At 35.2% G+C, this 22274-nt stretch carries 29 protein-coding genes and 1 pseudogene; all 30 read right to left on the reverse strand.

The annotated features are described in order from the left end of the window. Positions 1-15: 15 nt before the first annotated feature. Entirely contained in the window at positions 16-558 is a 543-nt protein-coding gene (locus ACFP56_RS10590; protein WP_379234148.1) for a hypothetical protein, read from the reverse strand. Positions 559-821: 263 nt separating this feature from the next. Further along, positions 822-1919 (reverse strand): undecaprenyldiphospho-muramoylpentapeptide beta-N-acetylglucosaminyltransferase, encoded by a 1098-nt coding sequence (locus tag ACFP56_RS10595; RefSeq protein WP_379234150.1) that lies wholly within the window; start codon positions 1917-1919, stop codon positions 822-824. A 507-nt stretch (positions 1920-2426) separates the two neighbouring features. Then, positions 2427-3197, reverse strand: coding sequence for a nucleotidyltransferase domain-containing protein (locus tag ACFP56_RS10600; RefSeq protein ID WP_379234152.1), 771 nt, complete (start codon positions 3195-3197; stop codon positions 2427-2429). Positions 3198-3445: 248 nt separating this feature from the next. Beyond that, on the reverse strand, positions 3446-3721 hold the full coding sequence (locus ACFP56_RS10605; RefSeq protein WP_379234154.1) for a hypothetical protein: 276 nt from the start codon (positions 3719-3721) through the stop codon (positions 3446-3448). A 115-nt stretch (positions 3722-3836) separates the two neighbouring features. Then, on the reverse strand, positions 3837-4043 hold the full coding sequence (locus ACFP56_RS10610) for a hypothetical protein (RefSeq protein ID WP_379234156.1): 207 nt from the start codon (positions 4041-4043) through the stop codon (positions 3837-3839). A 490-nt stretch (positions 4044-4533) separates the two neighbouring features. After that, positions 4534-5340 (reverse strand): aminoglycoside phosphotransferase family protein, encoded by an 807-nt coding sequence (locus tag ACFP56_RS10615; RefSeq protein ID WP_379234158.1) that lies wholly within the window; start codon positions 5338-5340, stop codon positions 4534-4536. 18 nt (positions 5341-5358) lie between these two features. Further along, positions 5359-5604 carry a hypothetical protein gene (locus ACFP56_RS10620; RefSeq protein ID WP_379234160.1) on the reverse strand — a complete coding sequence of 82 codons (246 nt, stop codon included), beginning with the start codon at positions 5602-5604 and terminating at the stop codon, positions 5359-5361. A 47-nt stretch (positions 5605-5651) separates the two neighbouring features. After that, positions 5652-6167, reverse strand: a complete 516-nt coding sequence (locus tag ACFP56_RS10625) for a GNAT family N-acetyltransferase (RefSeq protein ID WP_379234162.1) — start codon at positions 6165-6167, stop codon at positions 5652-5654. 139 nt (positions 6168-6306) lie between these two features. After that, positions 6307-6687, reverse strand: a complete 381-nt coding sequence (locus ACFP56_RS10630; RefSeq protein ID WP_379234164.1) for a hypothetical protein — start codon at positions 6685-6687, stop codon at positions 6307-6309. Positions 6688-6889: 202 nt separating this feature from the next. After that, on the reverse strand, positions 6890-7678 hold the full coding sequence (locus ACFP56_RS10635) for a hypothetical protein (protein WP_379234166.1): 789 nt from the start codon (positions 7676-7678) through the stop codon (positions 6890-6892). 39 nt (positions 7679-7717) lie between these two features. Beyond that, positions 7718-8602 (reverse strand): MORN repeat-containing protein, encoded by an 885-nt coding sequence (locus tag ACFP56_RS10640; RefSeq protein ID WP_379234168.1) that lies wholly within the window; start codon positions 8600-8602, stop codon positions 7718-7720. Positions 8603-8672: 70 nt separating this feature from the next. Then, a complete protein-coding gene (locus tag ACFP56_RS10645; protein WP_379234170.1) occupies positions 8673-9257 on the reverse strand; it encodes a chloramphenicol phosphotransferase CPT family protein in 585 nt (194 codons plus the stop codon). 155 nt (positions 9258-9412) lie between these two features. Continuing rightward, on the reverse strand, positions 9413-9871 hold the full coding sequence (locus tag ACFP56_RS10650; RefSeq protein WP_379234172.1) for a hypothetical protein: 459 nt from the start codon (positions 9869-9871) through the stop codon (positions 9413-9415). Between the two features lie 390 nt (positions 9872-10261). Further along, positions 10262-10999, reverse strand: coding sequence for a hypothetical protein (locus tag ACFP56_RS10655; protein ID WP_379234174.1), 738 nt, complete (start codon positions 10997-10999; stop codon positions 10262-10264). A 101-nt stretch (positions 11000-11100) separates the two neighbouring features. Next, positions 11101-11559 (reverse strand): GNAT family N-acetyltransferase, encoded by a 459-nt coding sequence (locus ACFP56_RS10660; protein ID WP_379234176.1) that lies wholly within the window; start codon positions 11557-11559, stop codon positions 11101-11103. A gap of 45 nt (positions 11560-11604) precedes the next feature. Next, positions 11605-12393, reverse strand: coding sequence for an HAD family hydrolase (locus ACFP56_RS10665; RefSeq protein WP_379234178.1), 789 nt, complete (start codon positions 12391-12393; stop codon positions 11605-11607). A gap of 108 nt (positions 12394-12501) precedes the next feature. After that, complete coding sequence (locus ACFP56_RS10670) at positions 12502-12798, reverse strand: hypothetical protein (protein WP_379234180.1); 297 nt, start codon at positions 12796-12798, stop codon at positions 12502-12504. A 155-nt stretch (positions 12799-12953) separates the two neighbouring features. Next, positions 12954-13892: a phosphotransferase gene (locus tag ACFP56_RS10675; protein WP_379234182.1), complete on the reverse strand. Its 939-nt coding sequence runs from the start codon at positions 13890-13892 to the stop codon at positions 12954-12956. A 104-nt stretch (positions 13893-13996) separates the two neighbouring features. Beyond that, entirely contained in the window at positions 13997-14647 is a 651-nt protein-coding gene (locus tag ACFP56_RS10680; protein ID WP_379234184.1) for a hypothetical protein, read from the reverse strand. Positions 14648-14758: 111 nt separating this feature from the next. Further along, complete coding sequence (locus tag ACFP56_RS10685) at positions 14759-15199, reverse strand: DinB family protein (protein ID WP_379234186.1); 441 nt, start codon at positions 15197-15199, stop codon at positions 14759-14761. Between the two features lie 59 nt (positions 15200-15258). Continuing rightward, entirely contained in the window at positions 15259-15912 is a 654-nt protein-coding gene (locus ACFP56_RS10690; protein ID WP_379234188.1) for an HAD family hydrolase, read from the reverse strand. 131 nt (positions 15913-16043) lie between these two features. Then, a complete protein-coding gene (locus ACFP56_RS10695) occupies positions 16044-16664 on the reverse strand; it encodes a histidine phosphatase family protein (protein ID WP_379234190.1) in 621 nt (206 codons plus the stop codon). A 160-nt stretch (positions 16665-16824) separates the two neighbouring features. Then, entirely contained in the window at positions 16825-17292 is a 468-nt protein-coding gene (locus tag ACFP56_RS10700; RefSeq protein ID WP_379234192.1) for an SRPBCC family protein, read from the reverse strand. 189 nt (positions 17293-17481) lie between these two features. After that, the gene (locus ACFP56_RS10705) at positions 17482-18045 is read right to left on the reverse strand and encodes a 2'-5' RNA ligase family protein (RefSeq protein ID WP_379234193.1); all 564 of its coding nucleotides are present in this window, start codon (positions 18043-18045) and stop codon (positions 17482-17484) included. A 96-nt stretch (positions 18046-18141) separates the two neighbouring features. Next, entirely contained in the window at positions 18142-18645 is a 504-nt protein-coding gene (locus tag ACFP56_RS10710) for a DinB family protein (RefSeq protein WP_379234195.1), read from the reverse strand. A gap of 238 nt (positions 18646-18883) precedes the next feature. Next, positions 18884-19414: a phosphotransferase-like protein gene (locus tag ACFP56_RS10715; RefSeq protein ID WP_379234197.1), complete on the reverse strand. Its 531-nt coding sequence runs from the start codon at positions 19412-19414 to the stop codon at positions 18884-18886. Positions 19415-19543: 129 nt separating this feature from the next. After that, positions 19544-19873, reverse strand: a pseudogene (locus ACFP56_RS10720) (NUDIX hydrolase); the annotation flags it as partial. Between the two features lie 136 nt (positions 19874-20009). Further along, positions 20010-20522: an NUDIX hydrolase gene (locus tag ACFP56_RS10725; protein WP_379234199.1), complete on the reverse strand. Its 513-nt coding sequence runs from the start codon at positions 20520-20522 to the stop codon at positions 20010-20012. 17 nt (positions 20523-20539) lie between these two features. Continuing rightward, positions 20540-20962, reverse strand: a complete 423-nt coding sequence (locus ACFP56_RS10730; RefSeq protein WP_379234201.1) for an NUDIX hydrolase — start codon at positions 20960-20962, stop codon at positions 20540-20542. A gap of 432 nt (positions 20963-21394) precedes the next feature. Then, a complete protein-coding gene (locus ACFP56_RS10735; RefSeq protein ID WP_379234203.1) occupies positions 21395-22171 on the reverse strand; it encodes a class I SAM-dependent methyltransferase in 777 nt (258 codons plus the stop codon). Between the last annotated feature and the right edge of the window lie 103 nt (positions 22172-22274).

Genomic DNA, 22274 nt, shown 5'->3' on the forward strand with positions numbered 1-22274 from the left:
TCGATTTAATTATCCCTATTCCACTATAAATTGTTTCCAATCACTCGAGATATTGATGAGATCTTCTTTATCCTCATTTAGAACCGAAAATTCAACATTTGTTTTCACCTTATAAACTCCTGGCTCTGTTATTAGAAATTGATAATATTCTATACTTCTTTGATCTTCCCCATTATTTCTATATTCTTCATACGAATCAATCGTCACTGTATAACCGACATCGTTTCGAAAAAGAACAGTATTACTAGGAAGAATTTGAACTCCATCTTCACCATAGATTTCATAGGTAAACATTGCTGAACCATGTGAAATATCTAGTGCTTTCTTTGAATTGTTTTGTAGATATCCAGTAATTTCAAATGCCTCGTCAACCTTCACATTCTTAATTTCGTCTATTCCAACGAAATAAATAGCTCCATCTGTTTTATTCGTACAACCGCTCAAAATTAACGAAAATAAAATACAACTTATAAGCATTTTTAGTCTTATCATTTGAACTCCTTTAGTTGACCACTGAATTCCTCGAAATAGATTCCCGTCAGCATTAAAATCTGACATACATTTGCCCTCCTAGTCTAGTAGAACCTCGTGCTTACATTCTGGGCATATACCATTAATAACCACCACATTGGAAGCACACCAGGGGCATTCAATCATAGTAACTCTTGAACCCCCATAAAAAAGATGTTCAATCCCTAATGCAAAACCGTTGAAGGTAGAAAAATCGTTTCAATAGATACTGTCTCGCTAGGATTGTCCGTAAAATAAGCGATTGTCGCTTGTTTTCCTTGAACTGTGACATCCATTACGACCTACTATCCTTACAGAGAATTCGCTGTAATAATCTGCATTACTTTGGTTATTGCATTATCATTTTCGCTCTTATTCATTCTCTCAATCATTTCGAACCTATTTTCAAATACACTATGAATTGCTTCCTTAAATGAAATATCATCCATGTCCTCTTCTAATAAAACTTCACAATAACCCGATGACTTAAAGGATAAAGCATTTAATACTTGATCTCCTCTACTTGCTTCTCTTGATAGAGGAATTAATAACATTGGTTTTTTTAGTGATAGAAATTCAAATATAGAGTTAGATCCCGCTCTTGATATAACAATGTCGCTCATCGCTAACATATCGACCAATTCACCGTATACATATTCAAATTGCTTGTATCCACGATATGTAAGGTATGATTGATCAATTTGTCCTTTACCACAAATATGAACAATCTGAAATCTGCTCAATAAATCATCCAAATTTCGCCTAAGTATTTCATTAATTCGTTGTGACCCGAGACTCCCTCCCATACACATGATGATTGGTTTGTTTCTTGTAAAATCACAAAACGTCATTCCTTTAATTGCACTGCCGCTCTTAAGCTCTTCTCTAATAATGGCTCCAACATATAACGCCTTATCACTCTTCATATGTTCTTTTGCTTCAGGAAAAGTCGCGCATATTTTTGAAGCAAAAGGCATAGCAATCCTGTTAGCTAAGCCAGGAGTGATATCTGATTCATGAATAATAATTGGTACGCGATTCATCCATGCTCCTAAAACAACAGGGACGGAGACAAAACCGCCTTTTGAAAAAACTACATCAGGCTTCATTGCTTTTATCAGTCGATATGCTTGATAAATTCCTTTAATAACACGAAATGGATCTTTTAGGTTTTCCAAATCCAGATATCGTCTTAACTTTCCTGTTGAAATGCTGAGGTACTCTACATTAGTAGTTTGCTTAATAAGTTCTTTTTCAATACCATGTGTAGAGCCCAAATACTTTACATCCCAACCCATATCAACAAACTTAGGAATCAAAGCTAAATTAACCGTCACATGTCCAGCAGAACCCCCGCCAGTAAACAATATTGTCTTTATTTCAATCACCTCGCAAGAATATGCTTTCATAGCTCTCTTCAGGAAATCGATGCTATATGCTATTCCTCACACCTATACTCGCTCTGTTTTCCAGTACCAATATTTATGACCCTGCGCTATAAGAACACGCTCTAACCATGTTTCAAAATTACAAAAAAACCTCCCAGAACATTCTACTGGGTTTACACTCTCACAAAGTAGTAAGTATTGGTCCTCACCTTTTTTCCAAAGATTCAAATCTATTAAGATTCTATCGTCACAAATATAAGCGATAGCAATCCTGCCATTATGCTCAATATTTTCGTTTGTCTTAATGACCTCATCAACGGAATATAGGATAGATTTTTTATCAAAAAATCATTCCTTTTAAGTTACTAGGTAGACGGTTGTATATTAAACCAAAAGCATGCTCCTTGTAGGTTTTCAATTAAATGAATATCAACCATACTTGCAGAACATGCTTACGATCATTGCTTATTCTATTTTAACATAGGTTTACATTTTTAGACGATTTTGACTTATCTTTTCGTACTTTTACTACAGCAAGTCTATTTTACTTTTTAGCTTCCAGCCATCAATGTTAAATCCTCCAGCTTTATTGAGCACATATTCGGTCAGCTCTTTGAACACTTTGATCTTACCTTCACGATGACTGGTCTCCATTGCATGTATATAGTGCTGACAAAAGTACATATCAGGAAACGGTTCCTTTAGATACTTCTGCAAATATATAGGGTCAGTAAAATAACGAGCTATCTGATAGTACGGAACCTCCTCAATACAAAGAATAGAACAATACTCGCGATACAGATTTTGGAGGGCATTATAATACACCATATCAAAATCACTTCTGCCTTCTTCATAACAATCTAATACATTGTCCAGCGTATCCCACAATTGGTACTTCTTAATTTCGACTACTGGAGCAGCTAATTTTTCATACTGCTTTTCCTTCCACATACGCGCCTCTTCGATTAGTTCTTGTACAATTCCAAGCTTATCTGAAATGACTTTTCCAGATAAAAATTGAACCATAGACATTGTACGGTGATCATTATAATCTTCGTTAAAGTAACTTCTAATTTGCTTAGGTGGATTTACAAAGTACTCAATTAGATATCCATGCTCATATTGATTTCCGCGCTCTCTCCAGTCAAGTTCATCTTTTATGATAATATGTACATCAATATCTGAACGTTTCGATGGGTTGCCAGTAACATAACTACCACAAACCAATATCCCTATAACCTCTTCTCTGTCTTTCCAATGATTAAGAAAGCTGTCTAATGCCGTTTCCCAAGCTGTCACGGAATCCCTCCCCCTTCTTGGTCCAAACGATCGCTTCCAGATTCAGGGCGAACCTCTTTATGGTTATTTTACAATCGCTTTTTTTATTAATCTCATACGGTCATTGCCCTTCCATTTCACTTTTCGCTTCTGGATCTTCATTTAATAGCCCTAACTTACCCTTGATTAGTTTTAAGTCTTCGTTTATTAGTTTAGTTTTTTGATAAGTTATCAAGCTACTTGGGCAATAATACCTATTCTTAAAATTATCAGTTTAATTCCGGTTCGATATAGTCTAGTGTAGGTTTGCCCCATCTTTTTTTCGTATATTTAATATAATATCTCTTATCCTCAAAAATTAAGTGTTGCAAAGTACTATGAATTTTTATTACTTGATTTCCCTGATCAGAGGTCTCAACGACAATCTCATTTACCCCTACTTCTTTAATGACTACAGTAGAGCTTGTACTTGTTGTACGTGAACTCCAGACTAATACACTAAAGACTACTAAAGTGATTATTATTTTTAAAATATTTTTTTTCATGTGCACCCCTTCCTCGAAGAGGAGAGTATCCGCATTTTACCCCAATCCCAGTTTCATAACTAGTACATTCGTTCTTCCCTGCAGTATTTATTTTTTCTATTAATATGATCTGTCCCTATCTTTTGATGATAAAAGGAGCATTTACTATGACCTCGCTCTCCTTCTCTTTTATAACTAATTTAAGCTCGTTTGTTTCTAGAAACAGCCTTTCGGGATTTTTCATAGAGACGAATAATTCGCCCTTACTATTAGGAATAAAATTCGTTTCTCCATCAATCTTGCCCAGCTTTATATCTACATTTTCTTCTGGACCAAAGATCAATATCACTTGCTCATCTTTAACTTCTACGGCTTGGCCGGTTGTTACTTCAATTGGCTCCCGTGTCTTTAGCTGAGAAGCCTGTCAAAGCCGTTATGAATAGAACTCCCCCAAGTATTAAAGTGATGAGTCGCACATCTTGTCATTCCTCTCTTGCTAAGTTGCTACTAGACAATATCTTTCTCAATCTATGTTTATCTAGTAGCCTTTTGTCATATACAATTGTGTATTGGCTTTCTAAATCAATCAATCGTGAAAGATCAAGTGGCACTGCTACAACTCTTTCTCTATTACTCAAATTCATCACAGTCATTTCTTTTTCATTAATGCTCTTAATCGTTACAACTTCTACGGTTGACGATCTGTACTCATTCCAAAACCAAACTAACGCTAACATAACGATTGTAACTAATATTGTATGTCGAAACTTCACTTCATTTCCCTTTCATTTCCCATTTTTTGCACTGCAAGGTGGCGGTAAGAAGAAAAACAATTAGTTTTTTCTCCATTCATCAAAGTGATCTATAACAAATTGAATCTCGCGCTCATAGTGTTCCAGGTGACCTTCATCAACCATTTTTTTGAAGGCAAGATTTCCTTCGGCAGCACCATTTCTTAACGTTTCGCATAATGTAGTCAATCGTTTTGTAATCCATTTTCGTAGGTCACTAGGAACAGGAATACCATACGATTCAAAAAACAAATTGATTCGCCGTTTGCGCTCTGCTGCATGTTGCTCTGATTGGTAAGGCACCGTTCCTCCAGAATTATAGTCAGGCATGAAGCTTGCGAGCGGTACAGATGTGTACAGTGTATACGCAATATCCCACATGCGCGGTCCAGGCCCCGCCATATCAAAATCAATCAATGCCACTGGAACTCCCTGTTTAAATACAACATTATATAACGCTGCATCATTATGACAAATCACTTCATGTTTCTCTTCACCAACATAGCTAAGCTGCCATCTGCCATTCGACTTGAGCAGCATTCCTTCAGTTGCATCGTGAAAATCTCGCAAGAGCCGTGCCAAGCCCACAAGTGATTCATCTGCCCACATATATGGTTGAAGATTTGGATAGTCGTTACCAGCAACTTCACCAGGAATAAACGTCAATATCTCTCGTCCGAATTCATCGATTTCAAGGAACCTTGGTGCTCCTTCAAATCCTTGCTTTTCTAGATGTTTGAGTAGTTCATGTACACATGTACTCCAAGGCCCTGTAGGACGGATAACAGTATCCGACCTCCGAACAATATGATTAACATTACCGCCTTTTAACACTTCTTCCTGACTCACTTTGCTTTATCCCTCGTTTCATTTTCGTTCCTTAGAAAATCCAGATGCAAGTAAAATAAACCCTACAAGAAGAAACAACCATACAAAGAAATTTTCGAACAAACCAATATTATTACCAGTACGATCTACTCCAATCCCTGTGATGGCATATCCTGTAGCGACAAGTGCAGATGAGATTTTTTCTGTAATATTTTCCATTGTGTAAATAATCCCACTCATAACAATAAGTATTATTCCTAATATCTTATTAATGTTTTTTCCCATATTTTTTAACTCCAGTCTTTTTTACTAAGTTAACTTACTCACAACTTTCACTTTAATTCTTTGATTAAATAAATGACTAAATCATCATCTACTATCACTGATTTACCAGGTTCTACTTGAACATTCTTATATGTTATTCCATTACCGTCCATTACATATCCTCTTGAGTTATACATTCTTTGAGCATTTCCATAGTCTTTATAAAGTCCTACTCCAATACCTATATATCTCGATGTGTGGGATACAATAGTCTCTAATTCATCAAACATTTTACTTGCAATCCTTTTTCTTCGATACTCCACAAATACGTTCAGATCATTAATCTCTGGTATATGATTATCTCTAAAATAAGGGTACTCTGAATTCAAAAGCACATGACAACAACCCGCAAGTTGGTCTGCATAATAGGCCATTAATGTAATCCTGCTACCTGCAATATTCTCTTGGAGACATCTCTGATAATAATCCCCTCGTTTATACCATTTATATTGTTCTGAAAATTTATGATCTAATAATTCCGCTTCTTGTGAAGTAGTCAACCTCTTAATATTTATTTCGCTCATAAATCCTCCATTTACGCTTGACGATTGGTGATATGTTAGCTACCCACATAGCTTTTCAAATACCAGTGCTACTCCATCTTCATCGTTAGTTGTTGTTATCTCATTCGCAAGATCTACCGCAAATATGAAATTTGTAGTGCTAGATTTTTTTATAATGTATTTCAATACTTTTATTTTTCAATACCAGTTTGTCTCTCTTTAATTCAATTTCATACAATGAGTCTTGTATTAGAATTTCTTTTTCAGTTCGCCATTGGTAATTCATATTTTTTTCTTTCTCATTATACTGCTTTTGTAAATCCCCTCCTTCTATCGATACTAAATTAAATGTTTTAGCATGAACATTGTTCTCCGTTACTTCCAAATGATTATAATGTCCTAACTTATCGTCACTTCCAACAATTTGGCTTACTTGTTCGGCTTCCCAAGCTCCGAGTAACATAGACTTATTATCTTGCATACAACTCGATAATAAAATTGGAACCATCAATAGGACCAGCAGTGTTATTATTTTAGGCATTAAAGCTTCCTTTCTCTACATAATAAAAAATAATCATCCCTGACATCTTTATTAGGTCGTTTATGTCATTATATTTTCACAATGTCTTTTGTTATCCCTTCTGTCAATTCCTCTACAATCTTTATGTCATCAATTTTCATAGACTCCAGCACTCTTACTGCTTTCTGAATAATTTATTCCTTTGTTTTGGTGTGAAAAGGTATTATTCAAAGAACGCATCATTTTTTAATGCATAATAGAGTTCATCAATACGATACAAAGAGTCCGGAGAATTTTTAACGATAAGACTAATCAATTGCGAACCCATCTCATAAAAAGTAATACGTCTGTAAGGCTCATCTCTTCCGCCATGATTTGTCGGAAGTCCAAGAGAAACTTTAATCTGATTCTCAATGTATCTTGCAAATCCCTCTTTCCATTCTTGCCAAACCATATATTCAACTTGTTCACAACTCAAGCATTCTTTCAGTTTTCTCCTGTTTAAATCTATAAGCTTGTTGTTTTTCTTATCTAGACTCTCAAATAATAACCTCGTGTTTTCTATGTATTGATTGTCCGAATAAGGAAACGCGTAATCTAATTCCCACGAATAATTTTCAGTATTAACTGATCGTTTAGCTAATTCAAAGGTCTCTCTTAATTGCATTTCGCAAGTATGATATTGATAACAATGGACAAACTCGTGAAATATGACTACTTGCTCATTAATCGTGTCGAATACTTCTCCAGTTACAACGACAACAGCTTGATTCCGAACACATTCTAATGGAAAAGCGGCTCTGACACCAACCGGTATATTCATAGTATCAGGTTCAACATGCGATAAATAATATCTACCTTTTTCATACTCAAAAATGTTCAGTTGCTTATTTTCAACAACCACTATTGGAAATTGTTCTTGTAGCAATGGATGAATCTGCTTCACCTTCTCTTGCAGTCGTATGAGTGTCTCAAACTTTTCTGTGTATTTTGATTCGATATCTCTAATCATCTATCCACCTCTTTTCCAAGTTATAATTATTAAGCGTTCTCACTCCTGCTTCGACTCACCGTAATTCCAAAGACCACGAGTTTTTATACCATTCGTTGTTGTCTTTGTCCCATACCCGTGTTCTAATCCATCTTTCCATTGCCCCTCATAAGTTTGACCGTTTTTCCAGACATATGTACCTTGAGCATCAAAAGCTCCGTACTTCCAATATCCTCGATAAACATCCCCATTTGCATATAGCTTCTCACCATAACCATGCTCAAGATCATTATTCCAATGTCCTATATACACTGTTCCATCCTGCCACGTATAAATTCCTCTACCATGCTTCAATTCCTTAACGAACTGGCCTTCGTATCGTTCACCATTTTCATAATGATTAATTACATAATTATCGAGTGATTTTAGGCTATCAATCCACTCTCCTTTAGAAATTGTTCCGTCAATATTTATAAGTTGAACAGGTAATTCTTTTTCTTTTTCTCGCTTTACAACCAGCGGGGGCGTTTTCTTTAAGACAGGATTAACAAATGAATTGGGGACAAATGCATCATTTACATATGACTTATAAAACCAGACCGTAACATCATACATTCTTAAAAAAACATGTTCGACCCTAGATAGATCAATGATTATCTCGCTTTCTCTACTGTCGAAAAGTTCAATCTCTCTTATTATGTGATACATGTCATCCTCAATCAGCTTATTCTTCCATAAGGAATGAATAACTCCATCCATATGGTGATCACTTGTGACTATCCCGGTATTTCCAACTATCATTTTAATGACGCCTCTCATTAACTTCTGAATATTTATCATTGCGGCAAAAGGGTCTATGGCGATCAAATCTTCTGCATTCGTTGCAAGAAGAAATAGTTCAGGGTAATTCCCCTTTAAAAAATCAAAATTAGAATAGCTCACCATACTACACCCTCTCATTCAATTTAACTTCTGTCGAATAACCTGGTGTTATCTGATGAATACGCCTCACCTTCTACGTAACACTAACGTTTCTTTTCGATAATTTCTTAAATACCGAGTATTCCTTATTGAACTTAATAAAACTTAATATCTCCTCGGCACATTCTGCTGGACTCAGCTCTTCAGTATTTACTTTAATGTCATATTCATCCATAAAATATACTTTGCTGAACTGTGAAGCTGCTAGCCCAATATCTCTATCTCCTCTTGCTTTCTCTCTTCTTTTGAGTTCTTCTTGGGAGCATATTACACCTATAAATAATGTTGGATGGTCAAAAAATTGATCAAGACACTCATTAAACCACTTGTCATTTTCGATTACAGTATCTACTACTACATTCAAACCCATTTCAGAAAACAATTTAATTGTCGAAAAGAACAACGAGGCTATAGGATCAAACATTATTTGTGCGATAACTTGCTGATCTACTTCTCTAGCAGGTTCAATATGTGAATATTTATTGAAAAAATCCTTGATAAAATCATCTATTGATAAATGATGAAAAGGAATTTCGCTCCGATTTAACAATTCAAGAGAAATACTAGTTTTTCCTGAGCTTGAAGTTCCGTTCAACAGCACAATAATACCTTTTTCCAAACGAATCATCCTCACTATAAGATTAAGATTTGCGTATCTTTCAGTTAACGTTCTTGCTTTCTATGTTACAAGCTGACTGAAGAGCTTATGCAGTGGCGTATAAGATAGTCAGTGACTCTGACAGCGTAGTCGAACTGGTTTACCGGAGGCTTGATTTAATCAAATATTCGTTTCCATTCTGTTATTATTGGTTTATTATCTATCAAAGCAATAGTATATTCAATTTCCTTAAACATCCCAAATTCATAAACCTCTCTGATTTTAGCGTATTCTTTGGTGAATTCAATCGTTACCTCACTTTCTTCGGTCCCCTTGCTAGGCACAAAGAAAATATAACCCGCATCTCCGTCGGGTATCTTCCAACCAGTTTCAGTTTCAATATAAAGTGAATCAACGATCTCCTTACTTAATTCAGGTGCAAAATATAACTCATACTGTTGAATGACCTGATCTTTCGAGGTTGTCTCTACTGGTAATTCTCTTACCTTCAGTTGAACTTCTTCAAGGAAGTTGTATACATCATCTTCATTCCAAGTTGAGAAATCAACTTGGTTATTGTTTCCTGTACAAGCAGTCATTAGAATTACAAATAATACGAGCAGGATTTTCTTCAATGTTTCATCTCCTACCTTTCTGTTGTTTCAAGCACATCAGCTATGTCTATATTTCAAAACCTAATGATTTATATCTGGTTTTGTTGGATAACCTAACTCTCCCATTAATTCAGTTAGAGCATCACTAAACTTATAGGATCTTATAATCATGCCGTCACCAAATCTCCTCTCAAGAATTATCAGTAGCTACTTAGTTCTTGCAATAACAACAGACGCCCACCTTAGATAGCTTTTATCTTAGGTGGGCGTCTGTGCTGGTGAGCTTGCTTCTTTGTAATACCTCCTCTTCAACCAAGGAGCTTCTTACAATTTCGGATTTATTCTTTTTTTACATGTTTTCATATTTCCCTAATTATTAACATCAATTCTTGTATATTCACCATACGGGGACTACTTCGAATAAACCTTCAATGCCTTTAATACGATTTCTTCATTTATTCCACTTTTTCTACTTATTCGATTTGCCCACTCCTCCATACTACCAAGTTCAATTTCTTTTTCCCTACCAGTTTTATAGCTAGTAAAGCTTTTGTAGTTGTCGAATTCCCAATGAGCAACTTGATCTACTAAAAATAATCGTTTTTCAACGAGTGGAGTTATTAACTTCCTCTGTGTTTTCTCTCCCGCTGCTAATAACTCATCATCAGAAATCGGAGTCAGGTCAAATCTTTGTTTACTATCCTTCCCATTTGGTCTTCTATAAGTTACAACTAAATGATTTGACTGAACATTCATCCTAATTTTAGAGCCTGGAAAGAAGCCCTCAAGGAATTCTTCAGTATATTCCTCGTGTTGTCGGTCGATCAATATAGGTTCAATCCATTGATCGCCCAGATCACATAAGTACGTACTACCTTCTTCATTAGCAACGACTACGGCCACATGCGAATGTGGAGTAAATATAGCATAGCAATTTAAATCATTCTTTCTAAACTCATCAATTAACCAAATGGCAAGGTCAAAGCAATTTCCCGATGTTCCATACTTCTCTCTATGCAACTTCATCAGCTCAACCGTTCTTTGCTTATTATCCAAAGAAATTTGGCTGTACCATGCCTTAGTTATCGTTTCCATTGGAAAGTCATTGAACTTCCTCCAAATTTGAAGAATATCCTTAGTCGCCTTCACTGTCTTCCCTCCATCATTAATTTCCTATAACGTTTTTGCATTAGCGAACCCTCACTGCCTTAAGTTACCGAAGGAAACGACTGAGATTCCGTTCTTAACGCCTATATAGTTAGATAATAATATTCATACTCTTTGATCTTTTCGTATCCATAATTTTCATATAATCTTTGTGCTGTTATATTCTCTTTTCCTGTTGTTAGTTCGATTCCTTTTGCCTTCATTTGTTTTGTATAGTGCTCAGCAGCCTCTAGCAACTTCTTTCCAACTCCTAATTTTCTGAAGCTCTCTTCCACATATAAATCATTTAATATAAAAGAACGTTGCATAGATATCGAAGAAAAAGAAGGATATAACTGTGTAAATCCAATTATTTTATGTTGTTCTGCTTCTATTGCCACAAATATAATTGATTCTTGACGCTCTAGCCGTTCTAATAAAAAATGTCTAGCTCCTTCAACATCGCTAGACTGCTTATAGAACATCCGATAGGCATTAAATAATTCTGCAAGTTCTTCTAGATCTGCAATGGTTGCTTGTTTAATAACTAAGTTTTGCTTCATTCCCTTTGTCCCTCTCCTTTTTGCTCATTAAATTTTTTTCGGGTTTCAACCTTGAGATACCCTCAAAATTCTTTCCAATTCTATTGCTACACCATCATGATCGTTGCTTTCAGTAATATTACTTGCAATATCCTTTAATTCTTTTATTGCATTCCCCATCGCAACTGACCACCCACATATTTTAAACAGTCCGATATCATTATGATCATCACCAAAAGCTATTACCTCTTCGTTTGGTATACCAAACCCGTCCAGAATTTTAGCGACACCAAGTTCTTTTGATGCCCTCTTAGACATGATCTGAATCAACTGTCCATTATCCGTTACTATTATGTTTAAATTGGTATTGAATTTCCCCCTGAGCATCTCTACATTTATATCTCCAGTTATCAATATTTTTGTAGCATCAAATTCTTTGAGATCTTCAAGAGATTTTACAATAGGATTTTCTTTAACACCGGTGACAATTGAGTGATCAATCTCCTTCAGACTAAACCATTCATCTTGTACTTCAATCCCTATCTCATTAATTGGGTTATCGTTAATGCAATGATCAATAACTTCTGCCGAGAGAACTGAAGGAATTGGTTCATGAATATTAATGCCAAGACTGGTACTGGAAACTAAGGCACCATTATAAAATACAAAAGAGCCAACATCTAATAATTCCTTGGGTAGAAAACTTTTTACAGCTCTTGGAGGACGAGCAGTAGCAAAAATTACGCGCATCCCTCGATTAAGACAAGTGATAATACTCTTGTAATTTCTGTCTGAAATCTTTTTTCCTGAATTAAGTAGTGTTCCATCTAGATCTAAAACCACTGCAGAATACATCATTGATTCACCTACTTATATTTTTATCCTCTACAGACGGACCGAGGGGCCAATGCCCCGAAGCGTGAACATGGTGTTATGAGAAGTTGCCTATTCTATGAGAGGCCTTCATACTATTAAATCAATCATCATGATTACATTGGCAAGGAAACTTAAGATAACTAGAAATCCGAAAAACGACAGGACTATTACAGGTTCTATCCCCTTCAACCTAAGATTTCTTTCTGCTCTTTCCCTAGTAGCCCAATAATATAGAAATACCATAAATAATTGACCCCACAACAAAGAAGATTCCAGCTTTGTTGTGTAAAATAAATCTATAATTATAATCAGTAACGTTATGAATCCAATTGGAAAAGCCACATAATCAAATTTTTTATAAAAGAGAATTCCAATGATCTTCATGGTGCTCCTCCTTACATCTTCCAAAAAGATATTGGGCAATTTCATTGAACGTTCTGCATTCACGAACCACCCACAATTTCAACGACCAAGGGATGACTACGTCACCCCGCAGCTTGAAGGCATTGTTTTTAGATCAGCGCCCTTCTAGGATAAGTCTACATATAATTATTTTTCTTGTTCCACTTTTGGATGTGGTACATATTGATATCCCAGAATTCATCATTAACTTCATAAATATCGCTATATTTAATGTTATGAGATATAACCCATAGATTACGTATAGTAGCGAACATTGGGATTGCTGAAAGTTCTGTATTATTTACTTCTCTTACCTTGGTATAGCCGTCTAAAAATAGTGTCCATAAGTCATCCGTGAATGCAAACTCCCAACGAATAGTACCTAAATCATATGCCAGGTAACCCGGTGCACAGCAATCAAAATCAAACAACGTTATATCTTTTTTATCAATATATTGATTCATGAAATGTAGATCTCCATGGCAACTGGCCCATGTTAGTTCTGATAAGGGTAGATGATTAATCTTCTTTTTCATTATTTCTGATAAATTCTCAAAATAATTTAAATCCTCAGGTCTGTATGACAACGCTGGTCTAATTATTTCAAGCGATTGATTTATAATATAATCGATGTCAAATTTATATGATCGCTCGTGAATGGAAGTGAATTTTTCTGCTATGTTATGAAAAGAAGCCATGTATTTACCGTATAAATGAGATGTTTCTTCTGTTGGATTTGGATAATTGCCCGCAGCAAAAGAGAATAAAACCATTACCCGATTCAGTTCTTCTTTTATAATTTCTGTGACAATCGTTCCATCTTTTTTTAAGATTGGATATGACACGTTCAAGCCTTGTGAATATAAAAAATTCAAAAAATCCAACTCATACAATATATCACGCACTGATCTTATATTTGGTTTATATATCCTTAAAAAGTAGTTGCCTTTATTCGTTGTAATAAAATAGTTATCATGAAAGCTTTTACCGTTAAACTTGCAATCAATAATTTCAAAATCATATAATCCCTTGATAGACATTATTACTTCTTCTTCAGGTATGATCACATTCGGCACTCTTTTACACTCTCACTTTAAAGTATTTGATTGTTTTGCATTTACGCTGATTTCACATAACGCTCTTGCATTAGCGAACCCTCACTGCCTTAGGGAACGTTGTGTCAAATCATTGATTCCGCAATGCTAAAAAAATCTTTCTGAGATCCTACCCCAATCATCTCATATTGAAGAGATTTGCCATTAGCATCTTCCTCAATCCAAATTAGTTGATTATTATCATTATTCGAGATAAAAAAGCCCTCATTCCCACGAACAACGACTTTTGTTATCTTGTCATGTTCGTCAGCTGATATATTAATGCGACTTTTTGTTGTCCCAAATATTTGAAGTATATATGTCCCGATATCAGATCGATAAACGATTTTGACACCAACTATAGTGTTATTAGGTTTCAAATCCCTAACTATTACATTTTTTCCCGTTTGAACACTCTCATTAGCCATATCATCTATTTCACTAGGTGATAAATTATCAAAACCGTAATAGACATTTATCTCTTCAACTGTGTGTTTCGGGAATAGCGGCTTCCAAGGTTGCAAACCATTCAATAGTTCATCGAAATTCCCATTCCATTTAATAGCTGCATAATTCGTCTGTTGAGTAAAGTTATTGCCGTTAGCATTTGCTGTATAAATGGCTTTCCCATCACCTGGTTTTAAGTCCAATATGATATTATCAATAACATTATTATTTTCCAGGGATTGAAATTCAATCTTACCAATCACATTTCCTTCCTTATTCTTAATCTCCATTTTTTTCTCCCTTTCATCATTAAAATTGCTTCCAGCTAGCAAGGGGCGTAAGCTCCGCAGCGTGAATGCATTGTTTCATAATCTACTTGCCATCTCTGAAATTATTCGATATCAAAATCTTAGATTCTCAATCTGCTTCTGATGTTGTTTATCATGGTGTACAAATATTTTTGCATATGAATCGATCGTATATTTTCTCTTTCCATTCCCTATCTTAAACGATATATCCGAACCGATGCTGTTAAGCAAAGATACTAGTTTTTTTCTTGTATCGCGAAACTCGTTCTTAAGTGAAGTACTATCTTGATAATTCTTAGCTAACTCAATAGCCACCATATTATGTGTATCATGGTCAATGAATTCAGGTAAAATAGCATTGTCTTTCATGTAAGGAATCATCTTCTCAATACTATATGTATCCCAATTTATCAAATGACTTATGACTTCCTTTACAGTCCATTTGCCTTCAGCAATAGGTACTGATAATAGTTCCTCGTCAATTGAGTCCACATAAAGAGTAAACTCTTCAAATTCTTTCAACGTTTTTGACATCTTGAATCTCCTCCGATAAGTTACTTTTATGGATTTCATGTTATATGATGCCATCCAGCTTAGGTTACATTCAGAATAATGTCCTTTAGTTCAATTAGATGTTTAATTCGATAGCTGGCCTTCGAGAAGTCATGTGTTTTCGTGAAATCGTTGTGGACAATAGCACATTCGATACCAGCTGCCACAGCAGAGGTCAACCCTCTGTTTGAATCCTCAACTACCAAGGTCTCTTCTTTAGTAGCTCCGAATCGCTTTAGGCCGATCAAGTATGGTTCCGGGTGCGGCTTTGTGCGCTCGTAGTCTTCGCGTACAAGGACGAACTCCATGAATGGTAATATTTGACGTTTCTCATGAATGAGTTGAAAATCAACACGTTTTGCAGTCGTCACGATGGCCATTCGGACGTACTTAGAAAGTTCTGCTAGAGTTTCTACTACGCCTTCAATTTCTATGGCTTCTGTTCTTAGGTATTCCTGATAATAAACGTTGCGGACCTCACGTTGCTTATTGATGGTCTGTTCATCAATACCTGCCGCCCTTGCTTGGGCCCAAGTGCCCAACGACTGGGTCATGTCGCGGAGGTATTGATCTTTATTTAAGGTAAATCCAATGTCAGCTAAAGCTCGCTCTCCCGCTTTGTAATACCAGAGTTCAGTATCAACCAAAACACCATCGTGATCGAAAAGTATGTACTTTTTAATTGAACTCACCATCCTTTGTCAGCAACCATGCAGCTATTTATAGGCTATAAACGCCGTTAATCAACCATTAGTGTATGGCACTCCCGTTTTGGACTCATTTAGTTTTGATGGTTTCATAAGGTGTGATACGAAGGTTCCTTCTTCTATGTATTCGCTCTCAAATGCTCCTGCATATTTATCTTCTCAATAACTCTAATTCCCTCTTCGTATTTCCAAATATGAATTCCTGTATCGCCAGTTGGAATAAATACATTTGAATCATACGGTAGATTTAAGAAACTTCTAAATAACATGCTAATAAACGAACCATGCGATACGATTGCAATCCTCTTCAAACTAGGATTCTCAGTTATAAATGACGACAATTTAGATATGAACTTTTCTGCCCTAGCTCTAACCTCGATTTCAGTTTCCGCATCTTGCACTGACTCATGTCGTTTCCAACCATTTGCCGGAACCGGAAACTTAATATTGGCTTCTTCTTTCAACATCCCAGCAATAATTCCATTACTTCTTTCTACAAGATCATTATCAAAAATGATATCCACAATGTTAACCGATTGTATTATCTCTGCAGTTTCTTTTGCTCGTTTCAACGTGCTACTAAAAATTACGTCTGGAGTGTATTGACACTGCACCCACTCTGCCAGTAATTTCGCTTGGCTTTTACCTAGTTTAGTTAATGGATAATCAGCTTGACCTTCAAATCGATTTTCAATGTCTGCAACCGATTGTCCGTGTCTTATGACAACTAACTCTACCAATGTATTCTCCCCTACTATAATGTATTTAAGGTGCTTATGTTTTCTTATATTTTATGAATTCTTTTGGTTTCATTTATCTGATTAATGTGATGCACTATTTCTCGGATGCTCCATTTTCCGGTGTTATAGAATATCTCAGCCTTCGAAGACTTACTTGAAACTATTTATTTACATGGGCATCAGGCGCTTTGTCCATGACAAGATTTAGTTTGATGTTATATTCTAAAAATGCTTTTAGTCCACATAGAACTATCGTATATCCCCCCATTGAGTCCATACATTGATTCAATATTTCATCAGTATTGCCAACGAATCCATAGTTTTCAATGGAAACAAATGTTTCATTATCAGTTATTGGAGTAAAGCTCCATTCAATTTTAGTGCCGTCTGAGGAATCAATGACGATCCGCTTATTATTCTCTATATCTTTCACATAGATTTCATCCGAAACACCATACATCTCCCACTCCCAAAGAACTCGTTTTCCAACTTCTAGTTTTCCGCTGCTTTTTGTGAACCAAAAGTTCGTGGTAATCTCAGGGTTAATAAAGGCTTCAAATACTTCTTCGACAGGTTTTCTAATAAGCATTTCAGATTTTACAACAGGTTCTTGGTTTAACAATTTCATAAAATATTCCCCTTTCTTAGAAAAAGATATTTTAACTCTGATTTCTTTATTGAGATAACGAACCTGCGTTTTGCAGGGTTGTCACTTGAATTTACTTGTGCGGAAAGCTTCACCAGTGACCGAGGAGCGTACGCGACGATGCGTTAATGTTATAGGATGTATCCGCCATCTTCAACGCCCCTACTTACACTACAATCTTTCTTCTAATTCCTTGCTACCAATATTCCTACAAATTACATTCCCATCTATATATTCAATTTCTACTAAAACCAATCTTTTAACTTTTGCCTTCTGCGGATTAAATCGTTCTATTATAAATTCAATTGTTCCCTTTAATTCATCCGATGTATTATTCTTTGCTACTGTAACATGTGGAAACCATCGTTCCGGTGAGTAATACAAGTTAGTTTGGTTCTTAAAATCTTGGAAATACTCATGTACTTGCATCATCAAGTCAGTAAATTCCATTTTTACATTAGGTTGTAAGAAGGTCACGTTTGAAGTCTGAAAAATTCCTACTGCATCGAATACTAATTCGAAACTAAATAGATCCTGATTAATAAATTCATTAAAGCGAGTTTTCACCTTCTCCAAATCAATACTTTCATATACTGCAAGTGCTATATGTGGTTCAGTCCCTTTTACCTGGTTCATAAATGAAGACACATTATTAATATCGCATTGCCTCCATAGATCGCGAACGTATTCATCGAACTCTTGATTAAATAACACTTCAATTGCATAGCTCTTCATTCTTTCACCTCTAATTTTATGTTTTAATGTCTTTGCGAGGATTTCTTATAAACGGCTGTGTTACAGGATGTATCCGCCTTCTTCGAATTTGCAAACTTACTTTAATCCTTTTATTATTTCATTAATTTGTTTAATATGTCTTTGTTCATGTAAGTACAGTGTTTTAACCCAATCAATTAATAACATTTCTTTAAAGACTGGGTGTATATATTGTTTTTTATTCAGTATTGTTGGGTCTTCTATTGAACTTAATATTTCATTTAATTTAGCTCTTGATTTTTTTAGTTTTTCGATTATTTCATTATATTCTATGACTTCATCAGTTGGTTTTGCGATGTCTGGAGCTGCAATCTTTTCACTTCTATCAAGAAGAAATTCTAATGACTTTTTCTCTATAAATGAATCTTCTTTGCTTAATCCTTTTCTAATTGCTAAAACAAATAATTCTTCTGTCTTTATCAGGTGTTGACATATCTGACCAATACTCCAAGTGTCTACATCTTTCTTCATATATAACTGAATTTGATCGACTCTTTTAAGGATTGCTAGTAATTTATCTCTAGTTTCCTTCAAATTGTGATTGATTTCTTGAATCTCCATAACATACTTCCTTTCATTATTTTTTTTGCAGCAATTTCTTATAATGTTTTGCATTAACGAACCCGAAAAGCTTAAGTGAAGCGCATCGCGACTGGTAGAAGATTTAGCCTTGCAGGGTTGTCTGCCTGAATACTCTACTCTTCCTCGAAATGCTTCTGCAGACTTATTGGCGATAGTCGTAAAGCATGGAACACGTTGTTATCCGATGCCCTGCTGTATCGCTGTCAATAATATTCATTTACGATTGTTTATCATTCTTTTTGAATAGGGATGTAGTTATAATTTCTGCACATTCTTCTGGTGTATTCAAACTCGTGTCGACTGAGCAGCTATAGCGAATGTTTTGAGACATTATTTTATTTTGCTCATCCGATTGTCCTTCTCTTCTGTCACCACGTTCAATATTTCGCTTACGACAAAGATCTAGAGGACAGTATACCTCGACTATTTCCAAAGGGTACCCCTTAAAAATATCTTTCACTTTATCATAATGTGGCTTTAACTCAGGCCTTTCAACAAGTATCCCGTCAATTAATACATGCTTTCCACTATCCGAAAATAATTTAGCTGTTTGATACATTATAATTATTACTTCACTTAAATATTTCCAGTAATCTGTCTGCAGATGTTTATCACCTATCGTATTTTCAAAAAGATCATTGGCAACTACATAAAAAAATGGTTCAGAGTAAGATTGCATAGCTTCTACTATTGAAGTTTTACCTGAACTTGTTACGCCATTCAAAAATATAATTCTCCCTTTATCCATATTTCTTATCTTCCTTTGCATGGGTTTATTGTACAAATACTATTCCTTATGTTTAGAATAATTTCGAAAATTTCGGATAACATTCAGGTATTCACGAACTTCCGCAGGAAGTGGCCACTGATGCAACTTCTATGCCAAAAGCATCAAAATTACTTCAATTAATTCATCTGAATCTAACGACTGTGTTGTTCTAGTAATATTATTGTTTGTAAAATATAATGTTAAATCCTCATATGCGTATGTAATTTGGGCAAGCTCATCAATCGAAAACCATGCCACACTGTGTATATCATCATCAGGATCATCTACTCTGACTTTTCCACCAATTAGCCTTACTTCATAATAAAAAGTTTCAACTTCAATTCCGTTGCTTGTTGTTTTTCGTTTCACATAAAGCTGTTTAACAACTTCTACTTGATATCCTGTTTCTTCTTTTGTTTCTCTTATGCAACATTCTTCTGTGGTTTCATTTACTCAACTGATACGTCACTTGTGGGTAATAAGAAAAGTAATTAATGTGTTTTATATGTTTGAGGATTCTTTTGAGGTTTGGTTTTATTCTATCAAATATTACTTTCAAATCTATGCTTCTTAATTATCTTGTTTTTATGTGTGTTATTAATTGTTGATTTAAACTTCCTTGGTCAGCTAAGAACTCTATTAAGCCATCAGGTACTAACTTAATATCTTCTTCTGGTTCAATAAATTCGTGTATTGATTTCCAAATTGCCTTATACTGTTCATTTCCCTCTATTCCTTCAATCTCTCCGCAATGATATACCCTCTTATCCTTAAATTCAGCTTCATAAATAAAATCAATTTCATGACCTATCTCTTCTAATCCAAAAATGTTTTCAATTACAGCTACTAAACTAGGTTCTTCAATTTCTTGATTCAATTCTTCTTTTAATTCTCTTATAAGTGTTGTTTTACTATTTTCCCCCAGTTCGACAGTCCCGCCTATAGGGCGATAATAGATTGTTGAGTGACCAGGAAATGTTATTTTCTGTACAAGTATTTCATCTCTATTTCTTCTTAGAATTGCTAAAGCAACTGAGCGTATTTGCATGGTAACTCCTTTCACTTTTTGATTTTGATATGTCTTCATAGAAATCCTCACAAAGATTACTGGTTTCCTTGATTTGTATATGTTATTTCAATTCCTTCAATTAATTTTCTAAGTCCATCTTTATAATACGGCATCAATTCCTCAGCCTTATTAATATCTATCCAAGAAATATTTGAGATTTCATCAGGTCTAACAATCTCTTCGCGACCTCCGACGATTTCAGCCCTAAAAGTAAAAAATATAGCATGTTCATTTATCTTTTCAAACTTGCATTCATTTAGTGCTACTAATCCAAATATTTTTATATCTAACCCCGTTTCTTCCTTTGCTTCTCTTATAACTGCTTGCTCTAACGTTTCATTGGGTTCAACGGCTCCTCCTGGTAGGGACCAACTATCATGATCTATATTGTGTACCATGAGAACTTTAGATTTTGAGTTATTAGTTATTAAAGAATAAGTAACATCCACTCGTTTCAATTGATAACATCCCTTCTATTTTAAATCTACATGTCTTTCATATAACTTTTTCGGATTAACGAACCTGCCTCTAGCAGGTTGTCACGTGAATCGGCTTCTCATGATTCTTCTGTTGGAGACGTGCGGGAGTATCAAACCCGCCTAAGTAACAACTCTCCCAATCTTCATCCTGAATCGCTCCCAATCTAACGTTGTTATCTTGCAAAAGTAATTATAATAGTCTATCTCTATCATGGTAACCTCCTAGAATATTGATGTTTGGCGCTGATTTCCTATAACGTCCTTGCATGAACGAACCCGAAAGGATTAAGTGTGCGCAAGCAGAACAGGTCGAAAACTTAGCCTCGCGAGGTTATTCGCTCTCCAGCTTAATAATCTCGGGCCCCGCAGCGTGAACACTATGTTATCACATGTAATCGACTCCGAATCAGATTACGTTAATTTCTTTCCTAAAAATAGAGCAACTCTATGATCTTTATAAATATATCCACCAGATCTATCAATTGAATTCTTGATTCTATTTAATAATGAGTATCTGACTGACTCTGAAAGTTGTCTATGCTTTGAATTCGTATTGAGCAGTGAAATATAATCACCACTTGTATACGAGAGAACTTGATTATATTCCTTAACTATTATGTTTGAAAATAAACCTGAATTCTCAGTTAAGGTTCTTCTTTCATTTATTGCTTCTTCAGGTGTTTGAAGTTTTGAGTCATCTAATTGTGGAGCAAGTTCTTTATAATGTGTTCTTATTTCATTATGTATCTCATCATATTTTGGAACGTGTATCGTCCAGAAAAAACCGATAGAACCTGAATCCTCTAGAAGTTCCCACACCCTCCGGTAACCAAATTTCGGATTAATAAAGTGAAATGCGGTACCTGAGACAGCTAATTTGAACGGGCTTCCTTCGCCGTTCCAATCTTCAAAAGATGAATTGATCACTTTAATAGAAGCATAGGATTTAAATTTTTCAGCTGTGAAGTGAGCTAATTTATCACCTAACTCAATACAAGTAATGTTTCGATAATCTTTGCTAACTAAGCCACCCGTCGCTTGTCCAGTTCCACAACCAATCTCAAGAATGCTATCTTTCTTTTCAGCATTTGAATAATAGAAAATATCATCAAACATTTCATCAGGATATGTAGGTCTAAATCTTTCGTATTCATTAGCGATAAAATTAAATGTCTCTTTATTCTCCATTGCATACACTCCCCATTATTATGATCATCAATGTGGAATTCGGCTTCACTACAACCTCATGAACTTATTAAGGATTAGAAACAAAAAAACATGTTCTTCATAG

This window comes from Paenibacillus septentrionalis, from assembly GCF_042659865.1.
GTDB lineage: Bacteria > Bacillota > Bacilli > Paenibacillales > Paenibacillaceae > Pristimantibacillus > Pristimantibacillus septentrionalis.